At 40.5% G+C, this 19759-nt stretch carries 14 protein-coding genes; 3 read left to right on the forward strand and 11 right to left on the reverse strand.

From position 1 onward, the window contains the following. Positions 1-114 precede the first annotated feature (114 nt). From MR041_RS08090 to MR041_RS08140, 11 genes are all read right to left on the reverse strand, one after another. Entirely contained in the window at positions 115-972 is an 858-nt protein-coding gene (locus MR041_RS08090) for an endonuclease/exonuclease/phosphatase family protein (protein WP_242093111.1), read from the reverse strand. A 36-nt stretch (positions 973-1008) separates the two neighbouring features. Continuing rightward, a complete protein-coding gene (locus MR041_RS08095) occupies positions 1009-2103 on the reverse strand; it encodes an acyltransferase family protein (protein ID WP_242093112.1) in 1095 nt (364 codons plus the stop codon). An 84-nt stretch (positions 2104-2187) separates the two neighbouring features. Continuing rightward, the gene (gene iolG / locus MR041_RS08100) at positions 2188-3195 is read right to left on the reverse strand and encodes an inositol 2-dehydrogenase (RefSeq protein WP_242093113.1); all 1008 of its coding nucleotides are present in this window, start codon (positions 3193-3195) and stop codon (positions 2188-2190) included. A gap of 10 nt (positions 3196-3205) precedes the next feature. Beyond that, the gene (locus tag MR041_RS08105) at positions 3206-4111 is read right to left on the reverse strand and encodes a sugar phosphate isomerase/epimerase family protein (RefSeq protein WP_242093114.1); all 906 of its coding nucleotides are present in this window, start codon (positions 4109-4111) and stop codon (positions 3206-3208) included. Between the two features lie 9 nt (positions 4112-4120). After that, positions 4121-5596, reverse strand: a complete 1476-nt coding sequence (locus tag MR041_RS08110) for a CoA-acylating methylmalonate-semialdehyde dehydrogenase (protein WP_242093115.1) — start codon at positions 5594-5596, stop codon at positions 4121-4123. 30 nt (positions 5597-5626) lie between these two features. Next, positions 5627-7225, reverse strand: a complete 1599-nt coding sequence (locus MR041_RS08115; protein WP_242093116.1) for a solute:sodium symporter family transporter — start codon at positions 7223-7225, stop codon at positions 5627-5629. A gap of 24 nt (positions 7226-7249) precedes the next feature. Continuing rightward, entirely contained in the window at positions 7250-9109 is a 1860-nt protein-coding gene (gene iolD / locus MR041_RS08120) for a 3D-(3,5/4)-trihydroxycyclohexane-1,2-dione acylhydrolase (decyclizing) (RefSeq protein WP_242093117.1), read from the reverse strand. Between the two features lie 12 nt (positions 9110-9121). After that, positions 9122-10135 carry a 5-dehydro-2-deoxygluconokinase gene (gene iolC, locus MR041_RS08125; RefSeq protein WP_242093118.1) on the reverse strand — a complete coding sequence of 338 codons (1014 nt, stop codon included), beginning with the start codon at positions 10133-10135 and terminating at the stop codon, positions 9122-9124. Between the two features lie 17 nt (positions 10136-10152). Then, positions 10153-11031, reverse strand: coding sequence for a 5-deoxy-glucuronate isomerase (gene iolB, locus MR041_RS08130; protein WP_242093119.1), 879 nt, complete (start codon positions 11029-11031; stop codon positions 10153-10155). An 11-nt stretch (positions 11032-11042) separates the two neighbouring features. Further along, on the reverse strand, positions 11043-11984 hold the full coding sequence (locus MR041_RS08135) for a class II fructose-bisphosphate aldolase (RefSeq protein ID WP_242093120.1): 942 nt from the start codon (positions 11982-11984) through the stop codon (positions 11043-11045). 145 nt (positions 11985-12129) lie between these two features. After that, the gene (locus tag MR041_RS08140; protein ID WP_242093121.1) at positions 12130-13155 is read right to left on the reverse strand and encodes a LacI family DNA-binding transcriptional regulator; all 1026 of its coding nucleotides are present in this window, start codon (positions 13153-13155) and stop codon (positions 12130-12132) included. 373 nt (positions 13156-13528) lie between these two features. Here MR041_RS08140 and MR041_RS08145 point away from each other — a divergent pair, with 373 nt between their 5' ends. The 3 genes from MR041_RS08145 to MR041_RS08155 all read left to right on the forward strand — a co-directional run bounded on the left by MR041_RS08145 (position 13529) and on the right by MR041_RS08155 (position 19745). Next, positions 13529-15787 carry a GH92 family glycosyl hydrolase gene (locus tag MR041_RS08145; RefSeq protein ID WP_242093122.1) on the forward strand — a complete coding sequence of 753 codons (2259 nt, stop codon included), beginning with the start codon at positions 13529-13531 and terminating at the stop codon, positions 15785-15787. A 73-nt stretch (positions 15788-15860) separates the two neighbouring features. Next, complete coding sequence (locus MR041_RS08150) at positions 15861-18161, forward strand: GH92 family glycosyl hydrolase (RefSeq protein WP_242093123.1); 2301 nt, start codon at positions 15861-15863, stop codon at positions 18159-18161. A gap of 21 nt (positions 18162-18182) precedes the next feature. After that, positions 18183-19745, forward strand: a complete 1563-nt coding sequence (locus tag MR041_RS08155) for a glycoside hydrolase family 28 protein (protein WP_242093124.1) — start codon at positions 18183-18185, stop codon at positions 19743-19745. Positions 19746-19759 lie beyond the last annotated feature (14 nt).

Genomic DNA, 19759 nt, shown 5'->3' on the forward strand with positions numbered 1-19759 from the left:
TGACTCATTGAGTTTACCTGAGTTTCAATTGGATAATTGATCTTCGAAATGGGTGCTACAAATTGTTTATAGGATTTGCTCTGGTTTCCGCATTCAGTGCTGTTTTAAAAGATTTTACAAGGAAATTTGTGCATATATGGGGCAATGATCCGATAAAAATAATTCATTAAGCGTTTCGGCAAGTACCGCATATCTTTTTACACTATCAACATTTCTGATAAAAATATAGTCAATAAGTTTGCGCTTTTCAAACGGTCGGTGATCAAAACCACAGGTCGACCAGTCGGGTCCGTAGGTAAAGACTGCTGCCTTTTTTGAATCGACGAAAGCCCCTTTTTCCTTTGGATCTATTAGGGATTGAATACCTTCCGATTCCGGTGTGAGATTAAAATCGCCAGTCAGTATAACCGGCATATCACGGGCTATGGAAATGGATTTTTGTTTAATTAATTTAGCACTTTCAATTCGTGCCTGCTTGCCAATATGATCAAAATGGGTATTAATCACAACAAATTTTTTACCGGTTATTTTGTCTTTAAGAAGCACCCAGGTAGCAATTCTTTCCAGATCGGCATCCCAACCTTTACTCACTTTTTTAGGGGTTTGACTGAGCCAAAACGTGTTACTTTTCAAAGCTTTGAATCTATCTTTGCGATAAAATATTGGAGCATATTCGCCTTTTTCCTTTCCGTCTTCCCTTCCAACACCGACAAAATCGTAGTCTTTTAAATTGGTTTTTAAATAATTAAGTTGGTTTACCAGGACCTCCTGCATACCAATAATATCCAGATCGTAAAAGTGGAACATACGTATGATATTTTCTTTTCTGTAATTCCAATTTTGCTTGCCATCTTCAGGATTGTCATATCGTATATTGAATGACATGATTCTTAAATCGCTGGTCGTCTGCGCGAATAATAAGGGTGAAGAAAGAAATAAAGCGAGTATTAAAGTTAGCAGTTGTTTTTTCATAAGTCCTTTTTTTAGTATTCAGGTGATTAGAATGTCTTAAATTTTGATGAGAATCTTATTGCGGTACATCCAGAGCAGCAAAAGGGATTCAAGGCCCAATACTGCTAAAGCATTACATAGCAAAACCCAGTGCTCACTTAAAATGTTTCCAAGGGAAGCACTTGTAAAAATGTAAATAACTTCGTTGAACCACTGTTCTCCGATGGTAAGACTGAAATAATATATGAATATGGGATTGGTTCCAAAGAGTACGAAATAGACAGTCCAGTTTTTAATATTTTTTATGTCCACCAACCAGAAAAACAAGCTTAAAACCAATAATGCCCAACCTCCGGAAGCAAAAATGAAGGCCATTGAACAGATTCTTTTTATGATTAAGGATATACCCGTAAAATCTAAAGCATAACCCAACATTAGAAAAATAATGCCTGCTGTTATTAAATAATTCAGTTTCTTTTTATTTTCCCAGGAATTCAGCAAAATTTGTCCGGCCATAACGCCCCAAATCGTATGTGCTGCTGATGGGATTGCATTAATGGCCACCCAGCCATCCGAATTTATCTTTCCCATTAAAACCATATCCATCCAAGACCCGAAATTTTGACCCATGACCCAGGGATTATTAAAACCCTCGAGAGGAAAGAAGCGGTACAAGAGATCCGTTATTAATACAAGGGACAAGGAAGCTATAAGCTGTTTTGTTAAACTAAAGCGCATTAAAAAAAATGCAATGAGTATGGTAACCGACAATTGACTCAGGACATTCCACAGTTCCCAAACCACCGCCTTACTATGAATGCAATGCAGTAAAACACCCAGAAATAAAAGGATTATACACCGTTTTACGATGTGTTTAAGTATTTGATTCTGGGTCTGGCCTTTTTTAAGTCTACTTAAATAGGAGAACGGCATGGCAACACCCACAATAAACATAAAGAAGGGCTGAATTAAATCCCAGAATCGCAATCCATGCCAGGGATGATGATGGAATTGACCCAGTAGCAGCTCTAAGAAACCGTCAGGATTGAAATTGCCGAAAGCGCTGTACAAACGGGCAGCTTCTGCAGTTAATAAAAACATGGTTAAACCCCTAAACGCATCAAGCGACAATAAACGTTGTTTTATCTCCATTGTTATGGGTCCGATTAATACAAATTAAGGCTGATATGAACTAATTGAAGCAATCAGATGCAACCTAATGCTTACACAGTGACATCAAATGATTTCATTTACCTTGACCGGTCTTTTTTCTTTTAATGATTTAATTGCCGCAAGTCCAATTTTTAACGATTGTAAACCGTCATTGCCATCAACTGGGATAGGGGTGTTATTTTCCAAACTATTTATATATTCAGACATTTCCGTTCTGTAGGCTGCTTCGTATCTCTCGAGAAAAAAGTTTAAAGGCAGGGCTGCCTGCATACCCTTACTGTTGTATAATCGATGTGAATCATGAAAATTATTATTGGCCTGAACCATTCCCTTCGATCCGAAGACCTCTATCCTTTGGTCATAACCATAAGCGGCTTCCCTGCTATTATCGATTATGGCCATTGTACCGTCTGTATACGTTAAAGTGATTACAGCGGTATCAATGTCGCCGGCAGCTCCTATTTCAGGATCCACGAGCACAGCGCCCTTTGCATAAACTTCTTCAACTTCTTTCTCCACAATAAACCGGGACATGTCGAAGTCGTGAATGGTCATATCTAAAAATAGGCCTCCAGATTTTTCTATGTAACTTATTGGTGGAGCGCCGGGATCTCTACTGGTTATTTTCACGATGTGAGGTTGTCCGATAGCGCCATTCTTTACAAGCTGCTGTACTTTCTTAAATTCTTTGTCAAAGCGTCTGTTAAACCCGAGCATAAGCTTAACATTGGTCTCATTAATGGTCTTTATAACCTGATTTACTCTGCTAAGTGAAAGATCCAAGGGTTTTTCACAGAAAATATTGATACCTTCTTTAGCAGCCAATTCCACGTAGTCGGCATGGGTATCCGTTGGAGAACAAATAACAACCGAATCAAATGGGGTCACTTTAAGCAGTTCCTCATAAGTGTCTACCACAAAAGCAATACCTCGTTTTCGTGCGTATTGTTGCGATGCTTCCAAGGGATCCATAACGGCAACAACCTCCACATTATTTACTTTTAGTAAATTGTCCAAATGGATCTTTCCAATACGTCCTAATCCGGCAATGGCAAATCGTAATTTTTTCATCTGAAAGTGTTTATAATCCTAATGTTTTTATGTAATCCCGGTTGGCCTGTGCACATCCTTTCGGATTTCCCATCCCCGGTAAAATATCCTGTTCGACCACAATCCAACCATCATAGTTCTGTTTATTGAGCAAATCAACAATGACTTTAAAGTTAACAACACCTTTGCCCAATTCACAGAATACCCCTCTTTTTATGGCATCAAAGTAATCTCCGTTACTTTTCTTCGATAATGCCGCCGCATTAGGATCAAAGTCTTTAAAATGAATGTGCCAAATGCGGTCTTCATACAATTTCAGAGCTTCAACAGGATCGCCTCCACCAAAAGCATAATGTCCCATATCAAGGCACAATCCCAAGAGCTTCGGGTCTGTTAATTTTAAAAGTTTTTTTACCTCTTTAGGGGTTTCAACATAGCCAGCACAATGGTGATGGAAAACGGTTCGCATACCAAATGTTTCTTTAACAACTTTTGCAATGTTTTCGGCACCTTTGGCAAAAGTCTCCCACTGTTTTTTTGAGAGTCCCATGCTGGGCTGAATTCTGCCGGCATTTTTTGTCCGATGCGGTACAGCGGCATTGTCATCGGCAAGGACAATAAAGGCCTTTTTAAAACCTGCCTTATACATTAATTCGGCCACTTTCAGGGCAGCTGTAATACCGGATTTGTGGTTGGACTCATCGGCCAGACCAACTGGAACAAACGCACCCAGTAAATCAAGGTTCCTTTTTTCAATCTCGGATTTTAACAATTCCGGAGCGGTAGGCATGAACCCCCAATCGCCAAGTTCGGTACCCACATAGCCCGTTTCCTTGATTTCATCTAACACCTGCTCGAAACCAATCTCTTCTGATTTTTCTTCAAGGTCAAACTCCAGAGCGCCCCACGAGCAAGGTGCATTTGCTATCTTAATCATAACCCTTAATTAAAATTTTCGCGACCATTTTTTTGGCCAGCGTTCTATAACCACTTTCGTTTGTGTGAAAAATTCAATGGCATGTTTACCCTGGCCATGTAAATCACCAAAGAAACTGTCCTTCCAACCGCTGAATGGAAACTGTGCCATAGGTGCCGCAACACCAATGTTAATCCCAATATTTCCGGCATTGGCTTCATTTCTGAATTTTCTGGCACTGGCACCACTTCCTGTGAATAAGCAAGCCATATTTCCATAATTCCCGCTATTCACAAAATTCAAGGCCTCTTCAACTGTATTCATTGAAATCAAGCTCATGACAGGGCCAAATATTTCGGTTTTGATCAACTCTTTGTCAAGTGCCACATTTTCAAGAATGGTTGGTGCCAGGAAATTGCCTTTTTCATAACCCGAAATGGACGTTTCTCTGCCGTCTAAAAGCACATTTGCACCTTCATCGATTCCCTTTTGTATCAGGCCCTCGATTCTGGTCTTGCTCTCTGCTGTTATCACCGGTCCCATATCGACCCCCTGATCTAATCCATAACCCGTGGTGCGTCCTTTTACGGTTTCATAAAGAGCCTCCTTTACAGTTCTGTTATGGTCGTCTACGGTAATAATAGTGGAGGCAGCCAAACAACGCTGCCCTGCACATCCGTAAACGGAATCTGCAATAATTTTTGTGGACATTTCAATATCTGCATCCGGTAAGACAACCACCGGGTTCTTAGCACCACCTTGAGCTTGTACCCTTTTACCATGGGCGGTTCCTTTGGAATAGATGTATCGGGCAACAGGTGTACTGCCAACAAAACTAATGGCTTTTATTTCGGGGTGTTCCAAAATGGCATCTACCGATTCTTTTCCTCCGTGTACCAGATTTATCAGACCTTTCGGGATATCTAACTGATCGATAAATTCGAAGATCTTCATCATGGTCAAGGGGACCTTTTCCGATGGTTTTACGATAAAGCTATTCCCGGTGGCAATAGCATAAGGCAAGAACCAGAAGACAATCATACTCGGGAAATTAAATGGGGTTATACAGGCACAAACACCTACAGGTTGCCGTATCATCATTTCATCAATTCCTGAAGCGATATCCTCAATAAAATCTCCGGCCATTAACATCGGTGTGCCACAGGCAACCTCAATATTTTCAATAGCCCTTTGTATTTCACCTTTGGATTCGGCATAGGTTTTACCGGATTCGTTGGTAATAATTTCAGCTAAGGGTTCTATTTGGTTTTCAATCAAAGATTTTAATTGATACAGGACCTGTACGCGTTTTATGACCGGCACATGGCGCCATTCGTTGTAGGCCTTCGAGGCAGCCACTGTAGCCGCCATAACATCTTTAGCCGTATCGGCACCATAGGGCACCGTGGCCAATACGTCCTGCGAGGCAGGATTCAGTACATTCAGCGTTTCTTTGGAATTGCTTTCTGTCCAGACACCGTTTATATAATTTTTTAAAATATTCATTTTGTCTATATATTTTAATTAAGATTCTTTTTAACTATTATGTCCTAGCATGACATATATGAGGACTGTTATCGTGCATAGTGCAATAGAAAGTGGTTTGGTAAATTTCCACTGGGTTAAATCAACTGCTTTAACATCCGTTATTTCATAGAGGTTCTTTCTCGGGAAATAATAGGATACCACGTACATTATAATCACGTTCAAAACAAACTCTATGCCCCAAAGGTGAACAAAATGGATATTGTGATCGGTATAGATAAATGACATGATTACATAAAAAGAAAGCCCGAACAACAGTGCTGTTTTTGCACCCGTTTCCGATACTTTTTTCATGAAAAATCCAGCTAAGAGAATAGAGGCAATTGGAATAAAAAAGATACCGTTAAGCTGTTGTAAGAGCTGATACAATCCATCAGAGGCATTGGCTACCATTGGGGCAGCAAAAATGGCAGCAATGGCCAATATGGTTGAGGTGGATTTTCCAATAACCACCAATTTTCGATCCGTTATATTTTTATCGATATGTCTTTTGTAAATCCCGACACTAAATAAAGTGGCGGCAGAATTCAGTACCGAATTGAAGGTACTTAACACGGCACCCATGATAACGGCGGCAAAGAAACCTATAAGCCACACGGGCAAGACTTTTTTAACCAGTTCCGGGTAGACCATATCCTGTTGGTTAAAAAAGGTGTCCTGAAAATAATAATAGCAGATCACGCCCGGAAGAATAATTACCAAAGGAATTAAGATTTTAAACACTCCGGTAATTAACAGTCCTTTTTGTGCCTCTTTTAAATTTTTGGCTCCCAGGGCACGCTGTATGATGGTCTGGTTCATTCCCCAGAAATACAACTGATTAATAATTAGCCCTGTAAACAAGACTTCGAAGGGCATCACTGAATCTTTAGCCCCAATAACATTAAACTTTTCTGGCGCAAACTCGTAGACCTTCACCAGGCCGTTCCACACATTGTCATTACCTATTTCGTATAGCGCCAAGGTCGGGATCAGAAGCCCTCCAAGAAGTAACCCAAATCCATTGATAGTATCGGACAAGGCAACGGCCTTTAATCCTCCGAATATGGCATAAATGGAACCAATAACGCCAATGATAACAACCGTCATCCAAAGGCCTTCCGATTTTGAGACATGAAAGAGCTCTGATATTCCAAACAAACTTTCTAAACTAATGGCTCCGGTATAGAGTACAATAGGTAACAGGGTTACCACAAAGGAAACAATTAAAAATCCTGCAACAAGGGTTCTTGTCATCCCGTCAAAGCGATTTTCCAAAAACTGCGGAATGGTGGTGAGGCCCATTTTTAAATATTTCGGAATAAAGTAAATGGCAGCGATAACCAGAGCTATGGCCGAGGTGACTTCCCATGCGATGATAATAAAACCATTTACATAAGAATTGCCATTCATGCCAATAAGATGTTCAGTCGAAATATTCGTTAGCAACATGGAACCGGCGATAACAATACCCGATAAACTCCGACCACCGAGAAAATATCCAGTAGATGATGTTAAATTCGTTTTGCGAAGATAATACCAGGTGAAAAAGGCCACCCCCCCGGTAAACAGGATAAACGATGCGAGTGTAATGGATAAATCAATTGTCATAAATTATGTTTGGTTAGTTAAAATTTACAGGTAATATTTCTGATTCTGTTTATTCTGGTGATAGGTTTTTAATGCTGCTTTAACAGGTTCTTTTTCAGAGACTTCGGCAATGGCAACATCCCACCAGGCAAAGCCGGGAACTGCTTTTTTTCTGTCAACATCAATGTAAATTAAAGTCGTTCTATCTATGGTTTTTGCTTTTTTAAGGGCTTCCTTTAATTCTTCAACATTGGATGTCTTTATGACATAGGCACCCATACTGGCTGCGTTAGCGGCATAATCTATAGGCAACAGGTCGCCATCCAGTTGTTGTGTAACTTCATTTCTGTACCTATAATACGTACCGAAGCCTTCACTGCCAACGGCATTGGATAAACTACCAATACTCGAGTAACCGTCGTTGTTGAATAAGATGATGGTCATCTTTTGTTTTTCCTGAATGGAGGTTACAATCTCCTGAGACATCATGAGATAACTGCCGTCTCCAACCATGACATAAACTTCACTCTCGGGTCTGGCCATTTTTGCGCCCAGACCTCCGGCTATTTCATAGCCCATACAGGAGTATCCGTATTCCAGATGAAATCCTTTTGGATTAGAGGTTCTCCATAGCTTGTGAAGGTCGCCCGGAAGACTTCCGGCCGCACAGAGTACAATATCATCGGGACCAGAGAACGTATTTACAGCACCAATAACCTCGCCCTGGAAAGCAGGAGTATCATTTTTTTCCGAATAGATCTCAGAAACAAAAGCATCCCATGATTGGTTTAAAGCTTCTGTTTTATTCCGGTAAACGGAGGACACATGATAGTCTGAAAGTGCTTCATTCATATATTCTAAAATAACCTTGGCATCACCAACCAGCGGGATAGCGCCATGCTTGAAGGCGTCGAACTCAGCGACATTGATATTAATGAATTGTACATCAGGATTTTGGAAAGCCGATTTGGATATCGTTGTAAAGTCACTATATCGGGTACCAATACCTATGACTACATCGGCATCCTGAGCTACTTCAATAGCCCCTGGTGTTCCTGTAACGCCTATGGCGCCCAGATTTTGAGGTTCGTTGTAATGCAAAGAACCTTTACCTGCATAGGTTTCCGATACCGGTATTCCGGTACGGTTGACCAGTGTTTTTAAAACCGATGTCGCGCCACTGTATATAGTACCACCGCCGGAAATTATCAAAGGCCGTTTACTGTTTCGTATGGTTTCTACGGCCTTATTCAATAGCGTTTTGTCGGGCATGGTTCTGCCAATAAACCAAACGCGTTTTTCAAACATGTGCAGCGGAAAGTCGAAAGCCTCCGTCTGAACATCCTGAGGGATGCTTAATGTAACCGTCCCGGTTTCAGCCGGTGAGGTAAGCACACGCATAACTTCAGGTAAGGAGGTGATGAGCTGCTCCGGACGGTTAATTCTATCCCAATATTTCGAAATAGGTTTGAAGCAATCGTTAACCGATATATCCTGAGATTGTGAAGACTCCAATTGCTGTAACACAGGTGCTACCTGTCTTGTGGCGAAGATATCACCGGGAAGTAATAGCACAGGTATTCTGTTAATGGTTGCTCCGGCTGCAGCCGTAATCATATTTGTTGCTCCTGGGCCAATGGAAGTGGTGCAAACAAAGGTCTGCATACGATTTTTTACCTTGGCATAAGCTGCGGCTGTATGCACCATGGCTTGCTCGTTTCTTACCACGTAAAACGGAAATTGGGGATTTTGATGAAGGGCCTGCCCAATTCCGGCTACATTTCCATGTCCCAGAATACCCATACAACCTGCAAAGAAGGGGGTTTGTTCACCATCTCGCTCCACGTATTGATTTTTGAGATATTCAATGGTGGCCTGGGCTACGGTTAGTTTTTTTGTTTTCATTTACAACGTGTTTTAAAATCCGCCTTTATCATTGATAAACTGCATTGATTCATTTAATGTGGGCATAAAATTGGCACATCCTTTTTTGGTAACGACCTGTGCACCGCTGGCATTTCCCATACGACAGGATTTGTAAAGATTCCAACCCTGAAGGATGCCATATAAAAAGCCTCCCGCAAAGGCATCACCAGCCCCTAAAACGTTTAATACCTCTACAGGAAATCCAGGGACATCTTCTCTTGTATTGTCATTTTTATAGATGCTCACACCATTTTCACCTCTTTTTACGAGTAATATTTCGATTCCCAATTCAAGAAGTTGTGCTATGGACTGGTCTATGTCACCTTTTATTTCAGGAGCGGATATCTGTTGGTCTTTAATGGAAACTTGGGAGGCTTCATTGAGCGTGGCCGCTAAGATTTCCTCTTCGGTACCAATCGCAATCTTTACTTTGGGAAGGATAGCACGTACCATAAGTCCGAATGCCCTGTAATCATGCCACTGGTCTGCTCTGAAATCTAAGTCCAATACGACATCCACATTATTTTTATTGGCTATTTCTGCAGCACAAAATGTGGCACTTCTACTGGGTTCGATATTCAAAGCGGTGCCATTAATCAACAGTATTCTATGATTTTCAATGTTGGCGTTCAGAACATCATCAATGGTCACCTGACTGTCGGCTGCATTGTTCCGGTAGTACACCAACGGGAATTTGTCCGGTGGTTCAATCCCTAAAACAACCGCACTGCTTCTTGCGTTTTCCTTAACCGTTATACAGCTCGTGTTAACACCTTCTTTGTTTAAAAAATCTAAAATAAACTCACCTACTTTATCATTACCGACCGCGGTAAGTAAACTGGCTTTAACACCCAGTCGCGCACATGCCACGGCAATATTCAAAGGGGATCCCCCCACGAAGGCATCAAATCCCTTGATGTCATTAAATGGAGCACCTATATTCTGAGAATACAGGTCTATGGAGGATCTGCCAAAAGTGATGATGTCTAATTTTTCAGTTTTCATTTTTTAATGCTTGAGGTTTATTCAGCGTTGTTCATCTCGGCTGTAACAAGGGGTAACCTTTCATCCTGGGAGCTCCAGGAATTATAAATCCATTCATGATCAGGGTCGGTCGTATTGGCTAAGCACTGATCTGTGCCAGCTAAAAAATTAAGGTAATAACAATGAAAGCCATGAGCAGCGACGACAGGATGAAATCCTTTTGGAATTAATACAACATGATCGTGTTTTGCCCTGACAATTTCATCCAGTGACTTATCTTTAGTATAAACTTGCTGTATGGCGTAAGCTTCTGGTTTTTCAAATTTATAAAAGTACGTTTCTTCCTGGATGGGTTCCAGAACATTCCCCTCTGCGTCCAAAATACGTTCATCGTGTTTGTGCGCGGGATACGAACTCCAGTTACCAGAAGGGGTATAGACCTCTCTGGACACCAATCTTTGACATCCGAATCCGGGAGGGATTAAATCGTTGAACTGACGTGTGGCATTGTCACCTCCAAAAATGACCGTTGGTGTGTCTTCAGGTCTTACAAATTTTGCAGGAAAATCGGCATCAGACTGGCACCAACCATAGGCAATATCCAATTCGGCACTTGTGGCTTCCAACACAAATTTCGAATTTCTTGGCAGATATAAGGTATGGGCTACTCCGCTAAAGACATCTTTTCTGCCATTCACAGTCTCCCATTGTCCCTTATCACTCTTTACTTTAAAATTTCCACTCAATAGAACAATAGCCATTTCATTGTCCTGGGTATCGTGTTCCCACAAGTCGCCCAGTTTCATTTTCCTGGCTTCAAAATAAAGATAATTCCAATGCGCAGATTCAGGCGTTATTCTGTGGTAAATAGTTCCGTTCTTAGCGGGTTTTATCAATAAATGAGAGTCACTTTTCATAATGCTGCTTTTTATAATTTGAGTTCGCTAGCTTTACCGGTAGCTCCTAAGAGGTCGAATTTTTCGATGATGAACTGTTCACATTCCTCCATATATGTTTTGCCGGGTATAATAGGATCAAATTGATCCGGTGTATCAATGAAAAATTCTCTATGCACTCGAGCCCAGATAAGCCTTAAATCGGTAGCTATGTTGATTTTACAAACCCCATATTTAATGGCTTCTATGATATCACCGGGAGGTACGCCTTTGGCGTTTGTCTTTAGTTGTCCACCATGTTCATTTATGCGTCTTATTTCAGTCGCATTTACAGCTGACCCTCCATGAAGTACAATAGGAAAATTGGGAATACGATTCTGAATCTCTTTTAAAATATGAAACTGAATACCTTGTCCTCCTGAAAATTTATATGCCCCGTGACTGGTACCCACGGCAACTGCGAGACTGTCACACTGGGTTTCTTTAACAAATTCCTCTACTTCAGAGGGTTCCGTATATCTTGCCGATTTCTCTTCAACAGAGAGATCGTCCTCAACACCGCTAAGAACCCCCAGTTCGGCCTCTACCATAACATTTTTTTTGTGTGCTTCGATGACAACCGATCGCGTTCTTTTTACATTCGTTTTGAAGGGATCATGGGATGCATCAATCATTACAGAATTAAAGTGGTTTGAAGCAATCGCATCAAGAGCATGCGCCTCATTGCCATGATCTAAGTGAATGGCAAAGGTCGCTTTTGGATATACCCTAGAAGCCGCCTTAATCATGCCCAATAACATTTCAGGGTGGGTATAATTTCTTGCAACCGGAGTCATCTGAACAATAAATGGAGCATTGGCTTTTTGTCCCGCACTAAACAATCCAAAAACCTGTTCCAAGGTGAATATATTGATAGCCGGGATAGCATATTTACCATAACAGTTTTCATAAAATATTTTAGGAGAGACAATCATAAAAATGGATGTTCCAAGCCCAATTAGGCATATAATGTCATATCAAAACAACAACTAAAAATTGATTATAAAAAGGATATAGGAGTAAAGTTTTATGCAAACCTTTGCATGAAATTTGTAATTTTTTTGAAGGTGTATTTTGGAATTACATTTTTTTTGAAGACGCTCTTATGACAAGCTCAGGCTTAAAAATCTCCTCCCGGAGTTTCTGCTTTTCATCTTTATTGTCGATGCGCTTCAATAAGATTCGTGCAGAGAGCATGCCCATACTGTAAACGGGTTGCCAAATCGTTGATAATCCCGGGGTAAAATAACTCGAGTGTGGTTCATCATCAAATCCTATAATAGATATTTCCTCAGGAATTTTCAGGTTTAACATTTTTGCTGCATGCATAGCCGAGATGGCGATGCAATCGTTCACCGCAAATATGGCGTCCGGTTGGTTTTCTAACTTGAGGAGTGCTTTTGCAGGTTTAATACCATCTTCATGTGTGAATCCCTTAACATGTTTAATGTATTTTTTGTCAATTGGAATATCATGCTGTTTCAGTGCATCGAGATAACCGTTAAGTCGGTGTTTTGTTGTTGATAGATTTAATGGACCACCAATATGGGCGATACGTTTACAGCCGGATTTAACCAGGTAATCAACCGCCTGAAATGCACCGTCGTAATCATCTACAAGAACTTTATCTACTTCTAATCCCGGACAATCCCTGTCGAAAACGACAATTGGGATACCCGTTTTTTTGAAGCGTCTCAAATGATCGAAATTCTTCGTAGAGGAGGATGGTGATACCAGAATACCATCAACACCTACGCGCATTAAATTTTCAAGGATTTCTACTTCTTCCGTATACGATTCTTCGGATTGACAGATAATAATATTGTAGTTAGACGGTCGCAATATGTCCTGAATACCTGTAATTACTGATGAGAAAAAATGACTGGTTATCTCTGGGACCACTACCCCGATGATATGTGATTTTTTCTGTAAAAGGTTTAAAGCTAATAAGTTAGGATAGTAATTCAGTTTTTTTGCCGTTGATTTGACCTTCCTCTTGGTTCTTTGATTAATGGCCGGATGATCATTTAAGGCTCTTGAAACCGTTGAAATTGAAATATTCAATTTTGTGGCGATATCTTTTAAGGTTGCTCTGGGCTCGCTCATATGAATGCATTAGTGTTTATTAGTTCGAAAAGGAAGGCCTTTACAGGTGGCGTTATAAGTGGATTCATATATTTATATTTATTATAACACATATGCTTTTAGATTCGATGGTTTAAGCTGGTATTAATGATATTTTCAAATTGAAAAAATGTACCGAAGTAACATTAAAACACTGTTTTTTTGTTCCCATTAATGTTAAAACCAAATGCAAACCTTTGCATAAATATAAGCTAAATCTAAATAAAAATATTCATTGAATAATTGTAAGTTGCCAAATAAATAGGACAAAATTTTCATCCGTTGCCTAATTGAACGACAAACGCCTCACAGAGAGAACGGGAGACCTTTTCAATAAATTGTAAAAAACAAAGAGATGAAACTGTATAAAATTATAATCCTGGTATACCTTGTTTCAGGTAATTTAAATACCTCTTGGGGTCAGGATACCGGGACCGTTGATTTCGTAAATCCGTTAATCGGGACATCCACCCAAGGGTTTATGGAGGGAAGAGATGGTGGTGGCACGATGCCTTGTGTGGGTACCCCGTTCGCAATGACCAATTTTCTGGCGCAGACGCGTCAAAATAAAATTAGCAGAATGCCCTATGCCTATGAAGATAACACCATACATGGTTTCATGGCAACACACCAGCCCACGGTCTGGATGGGCGATTATGGATATGTGTCCGTAATGCCCCAGACAGGAGAACTCAAATTGCTGCCCGAAGAACGCGCCATGTCATTTTCCCACGAGAATGAAATCGTGAGACCTTATTATTATGCTGTAGACATGGGAGAAAAAAAGAGTGAAAGCATCAAAGGTGAAATTACCGCCTCATCGCGTTGCGGCATGTTTCAGTTCACATTTCCACAGTCTGAGGCATCTCATATCATCATCCAGGGAATTAACAATTCAGAAAATAAAAAGGACTTTCAAGGATATGTAAACATAGACTATGAAAATGGCGAGATTACAGGTTATAACCCGGAAAGGATGTCATCGCATTTGGGTCCTAAACTAAATAATTTCAAAGGCTATTTTATTATTCAGATCGATAAAAGTTTCGATTCTTTCGGTACCTGGAATTCCTTCAGAAATGAACCTCAGGTAAAAGTTGAAGGTACGGAGCAATATGGTGCCCGAATGGGGGCTTATGTAAGTTTTAAAACTGTTGAAGGTGAAAAGGTAAAGGTGAGGATAGCGACCTCTTTTATTAGTATTGAACAAGCAAGGATTAATTTGTCGAAGGAAATTTCAGGTTGGGATTTTGAAAAACTTAAGGAGACAACCAGGGATATATGGGAAGAAAATTTGAATAGAATCGAGGTAGAAGGTGTATCAGATGATGAAAAGACAATCTTCTACACCGCCCTTTTTCATACCATGCTATTTCCTCGGGAATTTTCCGAGTATGGAAAATATTATAGTCCTTTTGACGATAAGATCCATGAAGGAACTTCATACAATGATTACTCCTTATGGGATACCTTTAGGGCCTTGCATCCGCTGTTGCATTTTACGCATCCGGAAAGAGTGAGTCCCATGATTCAATCATTGCTGCAAATGTACGAGGAAGGCGGGTGGATGCCGAAATGGCCTAACCCAACCTATTCCAATATCATGACCGGCACCCATGCCGATGCCGTTATCGGTGATGCTTATGTAAAAGGCTTTAGAGACTACGACATTGATCTGGCCTATGAAGCCATGAGAAAGAATGCCATGTTACCACCTCCTTGTGATACCGAGAAACATTGGGGCGATAGGGATGAAGGTACACAGTATGAGGCCAGGGGAGGCCTGACCTATTATCATGCTTTGGGTTATGTTGCTGCCGATAAGACCAGAGAATCTGTAACGCGTACGGTTGAATTTGGTATTGATGATTTTGCCATAGCACAGGTGGCCAAAGATTTGGGAAAGATGGATGATTATGATCGTTTGATGCATAACAGTAAGAACTACAAAAATTTGTTCAATCCTCAAACAGGCTTTTTAAATGCGAAAAAATTTGACGGAACCTGGCATGAGAATGAACAGGAAGGCTTTACAGAAGGAGGGCGATGGACTTATTTATTTGGAGCCATGCACGATATAGAAGGCATGATTGCACTTTATGGCGGTAAAGAGAAATTTGCTGAAAAACTAAATGAGAATTTTGAAGGGAGACATTATCGACATGATAATGAACCTGGCCATCATTATGCCTATCTGTTTGATTATTGTGGGCAGCCCTGGAAAACTCAGGAACTTATTCGAAAACATACCTCTTCGGAAAATTTCAGAAATCATCCCATCGGAATAAATGGAAATGATGATTGCGGACAAATGTCCGCCTGGTATGTATTTGGGGTCTTGGGCTTTTATCCGGTAACCCCGGCAACAGATGTATTTGCTCTTGGGGCACCTCAATTTCCTGAGATTACCATGAATTTAGTCCACAACGGAAAACCGAAAACATTTAAAATTATAGCTCATGGACTTTCTGAAAGGAATATGTACGTCCAATCTGTGAAATTGGACAACACCGTTTTAAAAACACCTTTCATTAGTTATTCACAGATTATGGAAGGTAATACATTGGAATTTTATATGGGCAGAAAACCAAATAAGAATGCATTTTCGGAGTAACAGGGAGCGTTCATTCCCTTACCATTCTTTTTAATTCAGGTCATACCCTATAAAGCGCAAAAATGTAAAGTATATGAAGCAAAAAATAAGGTATTACATTTTGAGTTTCTGTTGTATTGCTGGAATAACGGTTTCCATGGCTCAGGCCAAGCAAATCGTAGATTATGTCAACCCCTTAATAGGGACGGCACCGTCGACAACCATAAGCGCTCTGAAACATGGTCTGCATAAAGAAAATAACGCCCAGGTGGTTCCTTTTGTTACCGCACCCTTTGGGATGACCAATTGGACACCACAAACCCAATCGACCGAAACCAAATGCCAGGCGCCTTATTATTATACGGATTCAATAATTACCGGATTCCGCGGAAGTCATTGGTTAAGTGGTTCCTGTGTTCAGGATTATGGCAGTATGACGATTATGCCAATTTCAGGCCCCTTAAAGTGTTTGCCGGATGAACGTGGATCGAAATTCTCCCATGCCTCTGAAGTTGCAAGGCCCTATAGCTATGAGGTCACTTTAAGTGACTATGACATTGATGTGGAAATGACCGCTACAAAACGGGCTGGTTTAATAAAGTTCAGATTTAATACAGCTGGCGAAGGTCATATGGTGGTGCATCCCAACAGTGATGAAGGTGAAGGTTTTGTTAGAGTAGACACCACTAATAATGAAATTATAGGATATAACCCGGTTCACAGAATTTATCAGGGTTGGGGGGAGCAGGCAGGATTTAGTGGGTATTTTGTTGTGAGGTTCGACAAGGCAATAAAGGCATTTGGAACCTATCAGAATGATCATATTTACAATGGAAAAGCAGAAATATCAGATCAGGAAAACCTCGGTGCCTATATCTCATTTAATACAGTGCCCGATGAAACCATACATGCTTTCATAGGGATCTCGTTCACGAGCATTGAAAATGCCCGTAAAAATCTCGACGCAGAGGTTGGAATGAAGACCATGAACGATGTCAAGTTACAATTGAAGCAGGAATGGGAACAGTTACTCTCAAAAATTAAGGTTGAAGGCCAAAGCGAGGATGCCAAGGTGGTGTTTTACACTGCTCTGTACCATAGTTATTTGCAACCACGTACGTTTAATGATGTTGATGGTGCTTATCCCGGATTTGCGGGAACCGCTACAACAAAAACATTGCATGATACAGACTATTTTGTCGATTTTTCTATGTGGGATACCTTCAGGGCTTCTCACCCTCTTTTTAATTTATTAACGCCTTCCATAAGTGCTGATATGGTGCGCAGCTTGTTCTCCAAAGCAGAGCAGGGAGGATGGCTACCCATATTCCCGTGTTGGAATAGTTATACATCGGCTATGATAGGAGATCATGTCATTGCAACTGTAGCGGATGCCTATGTTAAGGGCATTATTGATTTGAGTAGCGAACAGTATAAATACCTGCTCAAAAACGCCTTTGAATCTCCGTTTTCTTATACGGATTATAAGAATGGCAAAGGAAGGAGAGCTCTTGAGCCCTATTTAAAGTACGGTTATATTCCATTGGAAGAGGAAGTAAAAGAATCCTTTCATACCAATGAGCAGGTGTCCCGAACCCTGGAATATGCTTTCGACGATTTTGCTTTGAGTCAAATTGCGCAAAAAATGGGGGACAAAAAGCATTTTAAACTGCTAAGGGAACGTGCTTTAAATTACAGAAAGGTATACAGTCAAAAGGATTCAACTGTGAGAGGACGCTATGCCGACGGGACCTTTATTGACGATTTTGATAAATATATCAGACAACCTTACATTACGGAAGGGACACCGTATCAATACACCTGGTTTGTACCTCACGATGTACAGGGATTAATGGATTTGATGGGAGGCCAAAAGGCATTTAATGATAATTTAGATCGCTTTCATGCCAAAGGCCAATACTGGCATGGTAACGAACCTGGGCATCAAATTCCATTTTTGTACAACTATTCTGGTGAACCATGGAAAACTCAAGAAGTGGTAAAACAAATCATGCAAACCGAATACAGTAATGATACTGGTGGTCTTAGTGGCAACGATGACGCCGGACAAATGTCAGCATGGTATGTGTTTGCAGCGATGGGATTTTATCCCGTTGCGCCCTCGGTTCCCGAATATGTGATCTCGGGACCCCATTTTGACAGGATAAGCATTGATCTCGAAAATGGGAAAACGCTCGTCATTAATGCTGAAGGAGCCTCTTCGGGACATAATTATATACAGCAGGTTAGGATTGATGGGAGTCCTTACGATAAGACATTTTTAAGTCATTTCGATTTTCTGAAAGGTGGAGTAATAGATTTCGAAATGGGACCAGCACCAAATAAAACCTGGGGATCAAAATATAAAAGCAGACCATTTTCAATGAGCAATTAGCCAGAAAAATAAAGGAAGATTATGATAACAATTGACAAAATTTTGTTTTTATCCTTGGTTATACTTTGTACGAACTGTGAATCAGGAAAAGAACAAAGTAGTAGGAGCATTGAAACCGAGAAAGCAATACCTGTTGAAGGGGTTGATGTAACGGATTATGGGGTTTCAGGAGACGGAAAGACATTAAATACAGAACACATTCAGGGGATTATCGATTCTCTGGAACAAGCAGGAGGTGGAACATTAATTTTCCCTAAAGGCACATTTTTATCGGGAAGCCTTGAAATTAAAAGCAACATAACCATATATCTTCGGGAAGAGGCTGTTTTAATGGGAACAGCAGATCCTTATCAATATCGAAAAGGCATTGGTAATTTGGCATTTTTATTTGGAGGTCATGCAGAAAATATTGCAATCCTGGGCAAGGGGTCCATTGATGGTCAAGGCCGAGCACTGGCTTTGGCAATTGATAGTCTTCATCATATCGGGGAAAGAATAGATCCTAATTACAATCTGAGACGAATGCGTCCTCATGAATCGTTTAGGCCCGAATTATTAAATTTAAAGCAATGTAAAAATATTACTATTAATGGGGTTACTTTAAAAAATTCCGCAGGATGGCTTCAGACCATAGAGCAGTGTAACAAGGTGGTTTATGATTCAGTTAAAGTATACAACAGAGCCTATTGGAATAATGACGGTTTTGATATTGTAGATTGTCATAATGTCAGGATAACAAATTGTAATGTTGATGCCGCTGATGATGGAATTTGTTTAAAGTCCCATTCCGCCGATCATTTTAACGATCAGATTTATATTTCAAATTGTACCGTAAGGTCAAGTGCCAGTGCTATTAAGTTTGGAACAGCATCTCTTGGAGGATTTAAGAACGTGACCATTGAGGATATTGAAGTTTTTGATACCTTCAGATCTGCAATAGCCATTGAATCTGTTGATGGGGGGGTCATTGAGAACATAAAGGTAAATAATGTAGTGGCCAAGAATACGGGCAATGCCATTTTCATTCGTTTAGGGCATCGTTCAGGAGAACGCCCCGGGAGTGTAAAGCACATTAATTTGAAGAATATAAATGTTGAGGTTCCCTTTGGACGCCCCGATATAAACTATGATTTGAGAGGGCCTGAAGTAGATTTTTTTCATAATCCGTTTCCCGCCTCGATTGCTGGTATTCCGGAATATCGTATTGAAGATGTTCATCTCGAAAACATTCAGATCTCATATCCGGGAAGGGCTACCAAGGGTATGGCCTATGTTCCTCTAAGTCGTTTAGAGCAGGTTCCCGAAAGAATAGAGAATTATCCCGAATTTTCAATGTTTGGAGAACTTCCTGCCTGGGGGTTTTATGTGCGACACGCCAAAGGCATTACCTTTAAAAATATAAGCTTAACATTACAGGATTCGGATTATAGACCGGCGTTTGTTTTTGATGATGTGATTGATTTACAGATGGACAAAATTGAACTGCCGATAGACAAGAAAGATCAGATTGTCTTAAAGGATGTTGATGATTCAAGCATATCATTAAATGAAGAGCTTGTAAAAACAATCTATAAACAACTGTAAAAACATATTTAATG

The organism is Aestuariivivens sediminicola, from assembly GCF_022662015.1.
Lineage (GTDB): Bacteria > Bacteroidota > Bacteroidia > Flavobacteriales > Flavobacteriaceae > Aestuariivivens > Aestuariivivens sediminicola.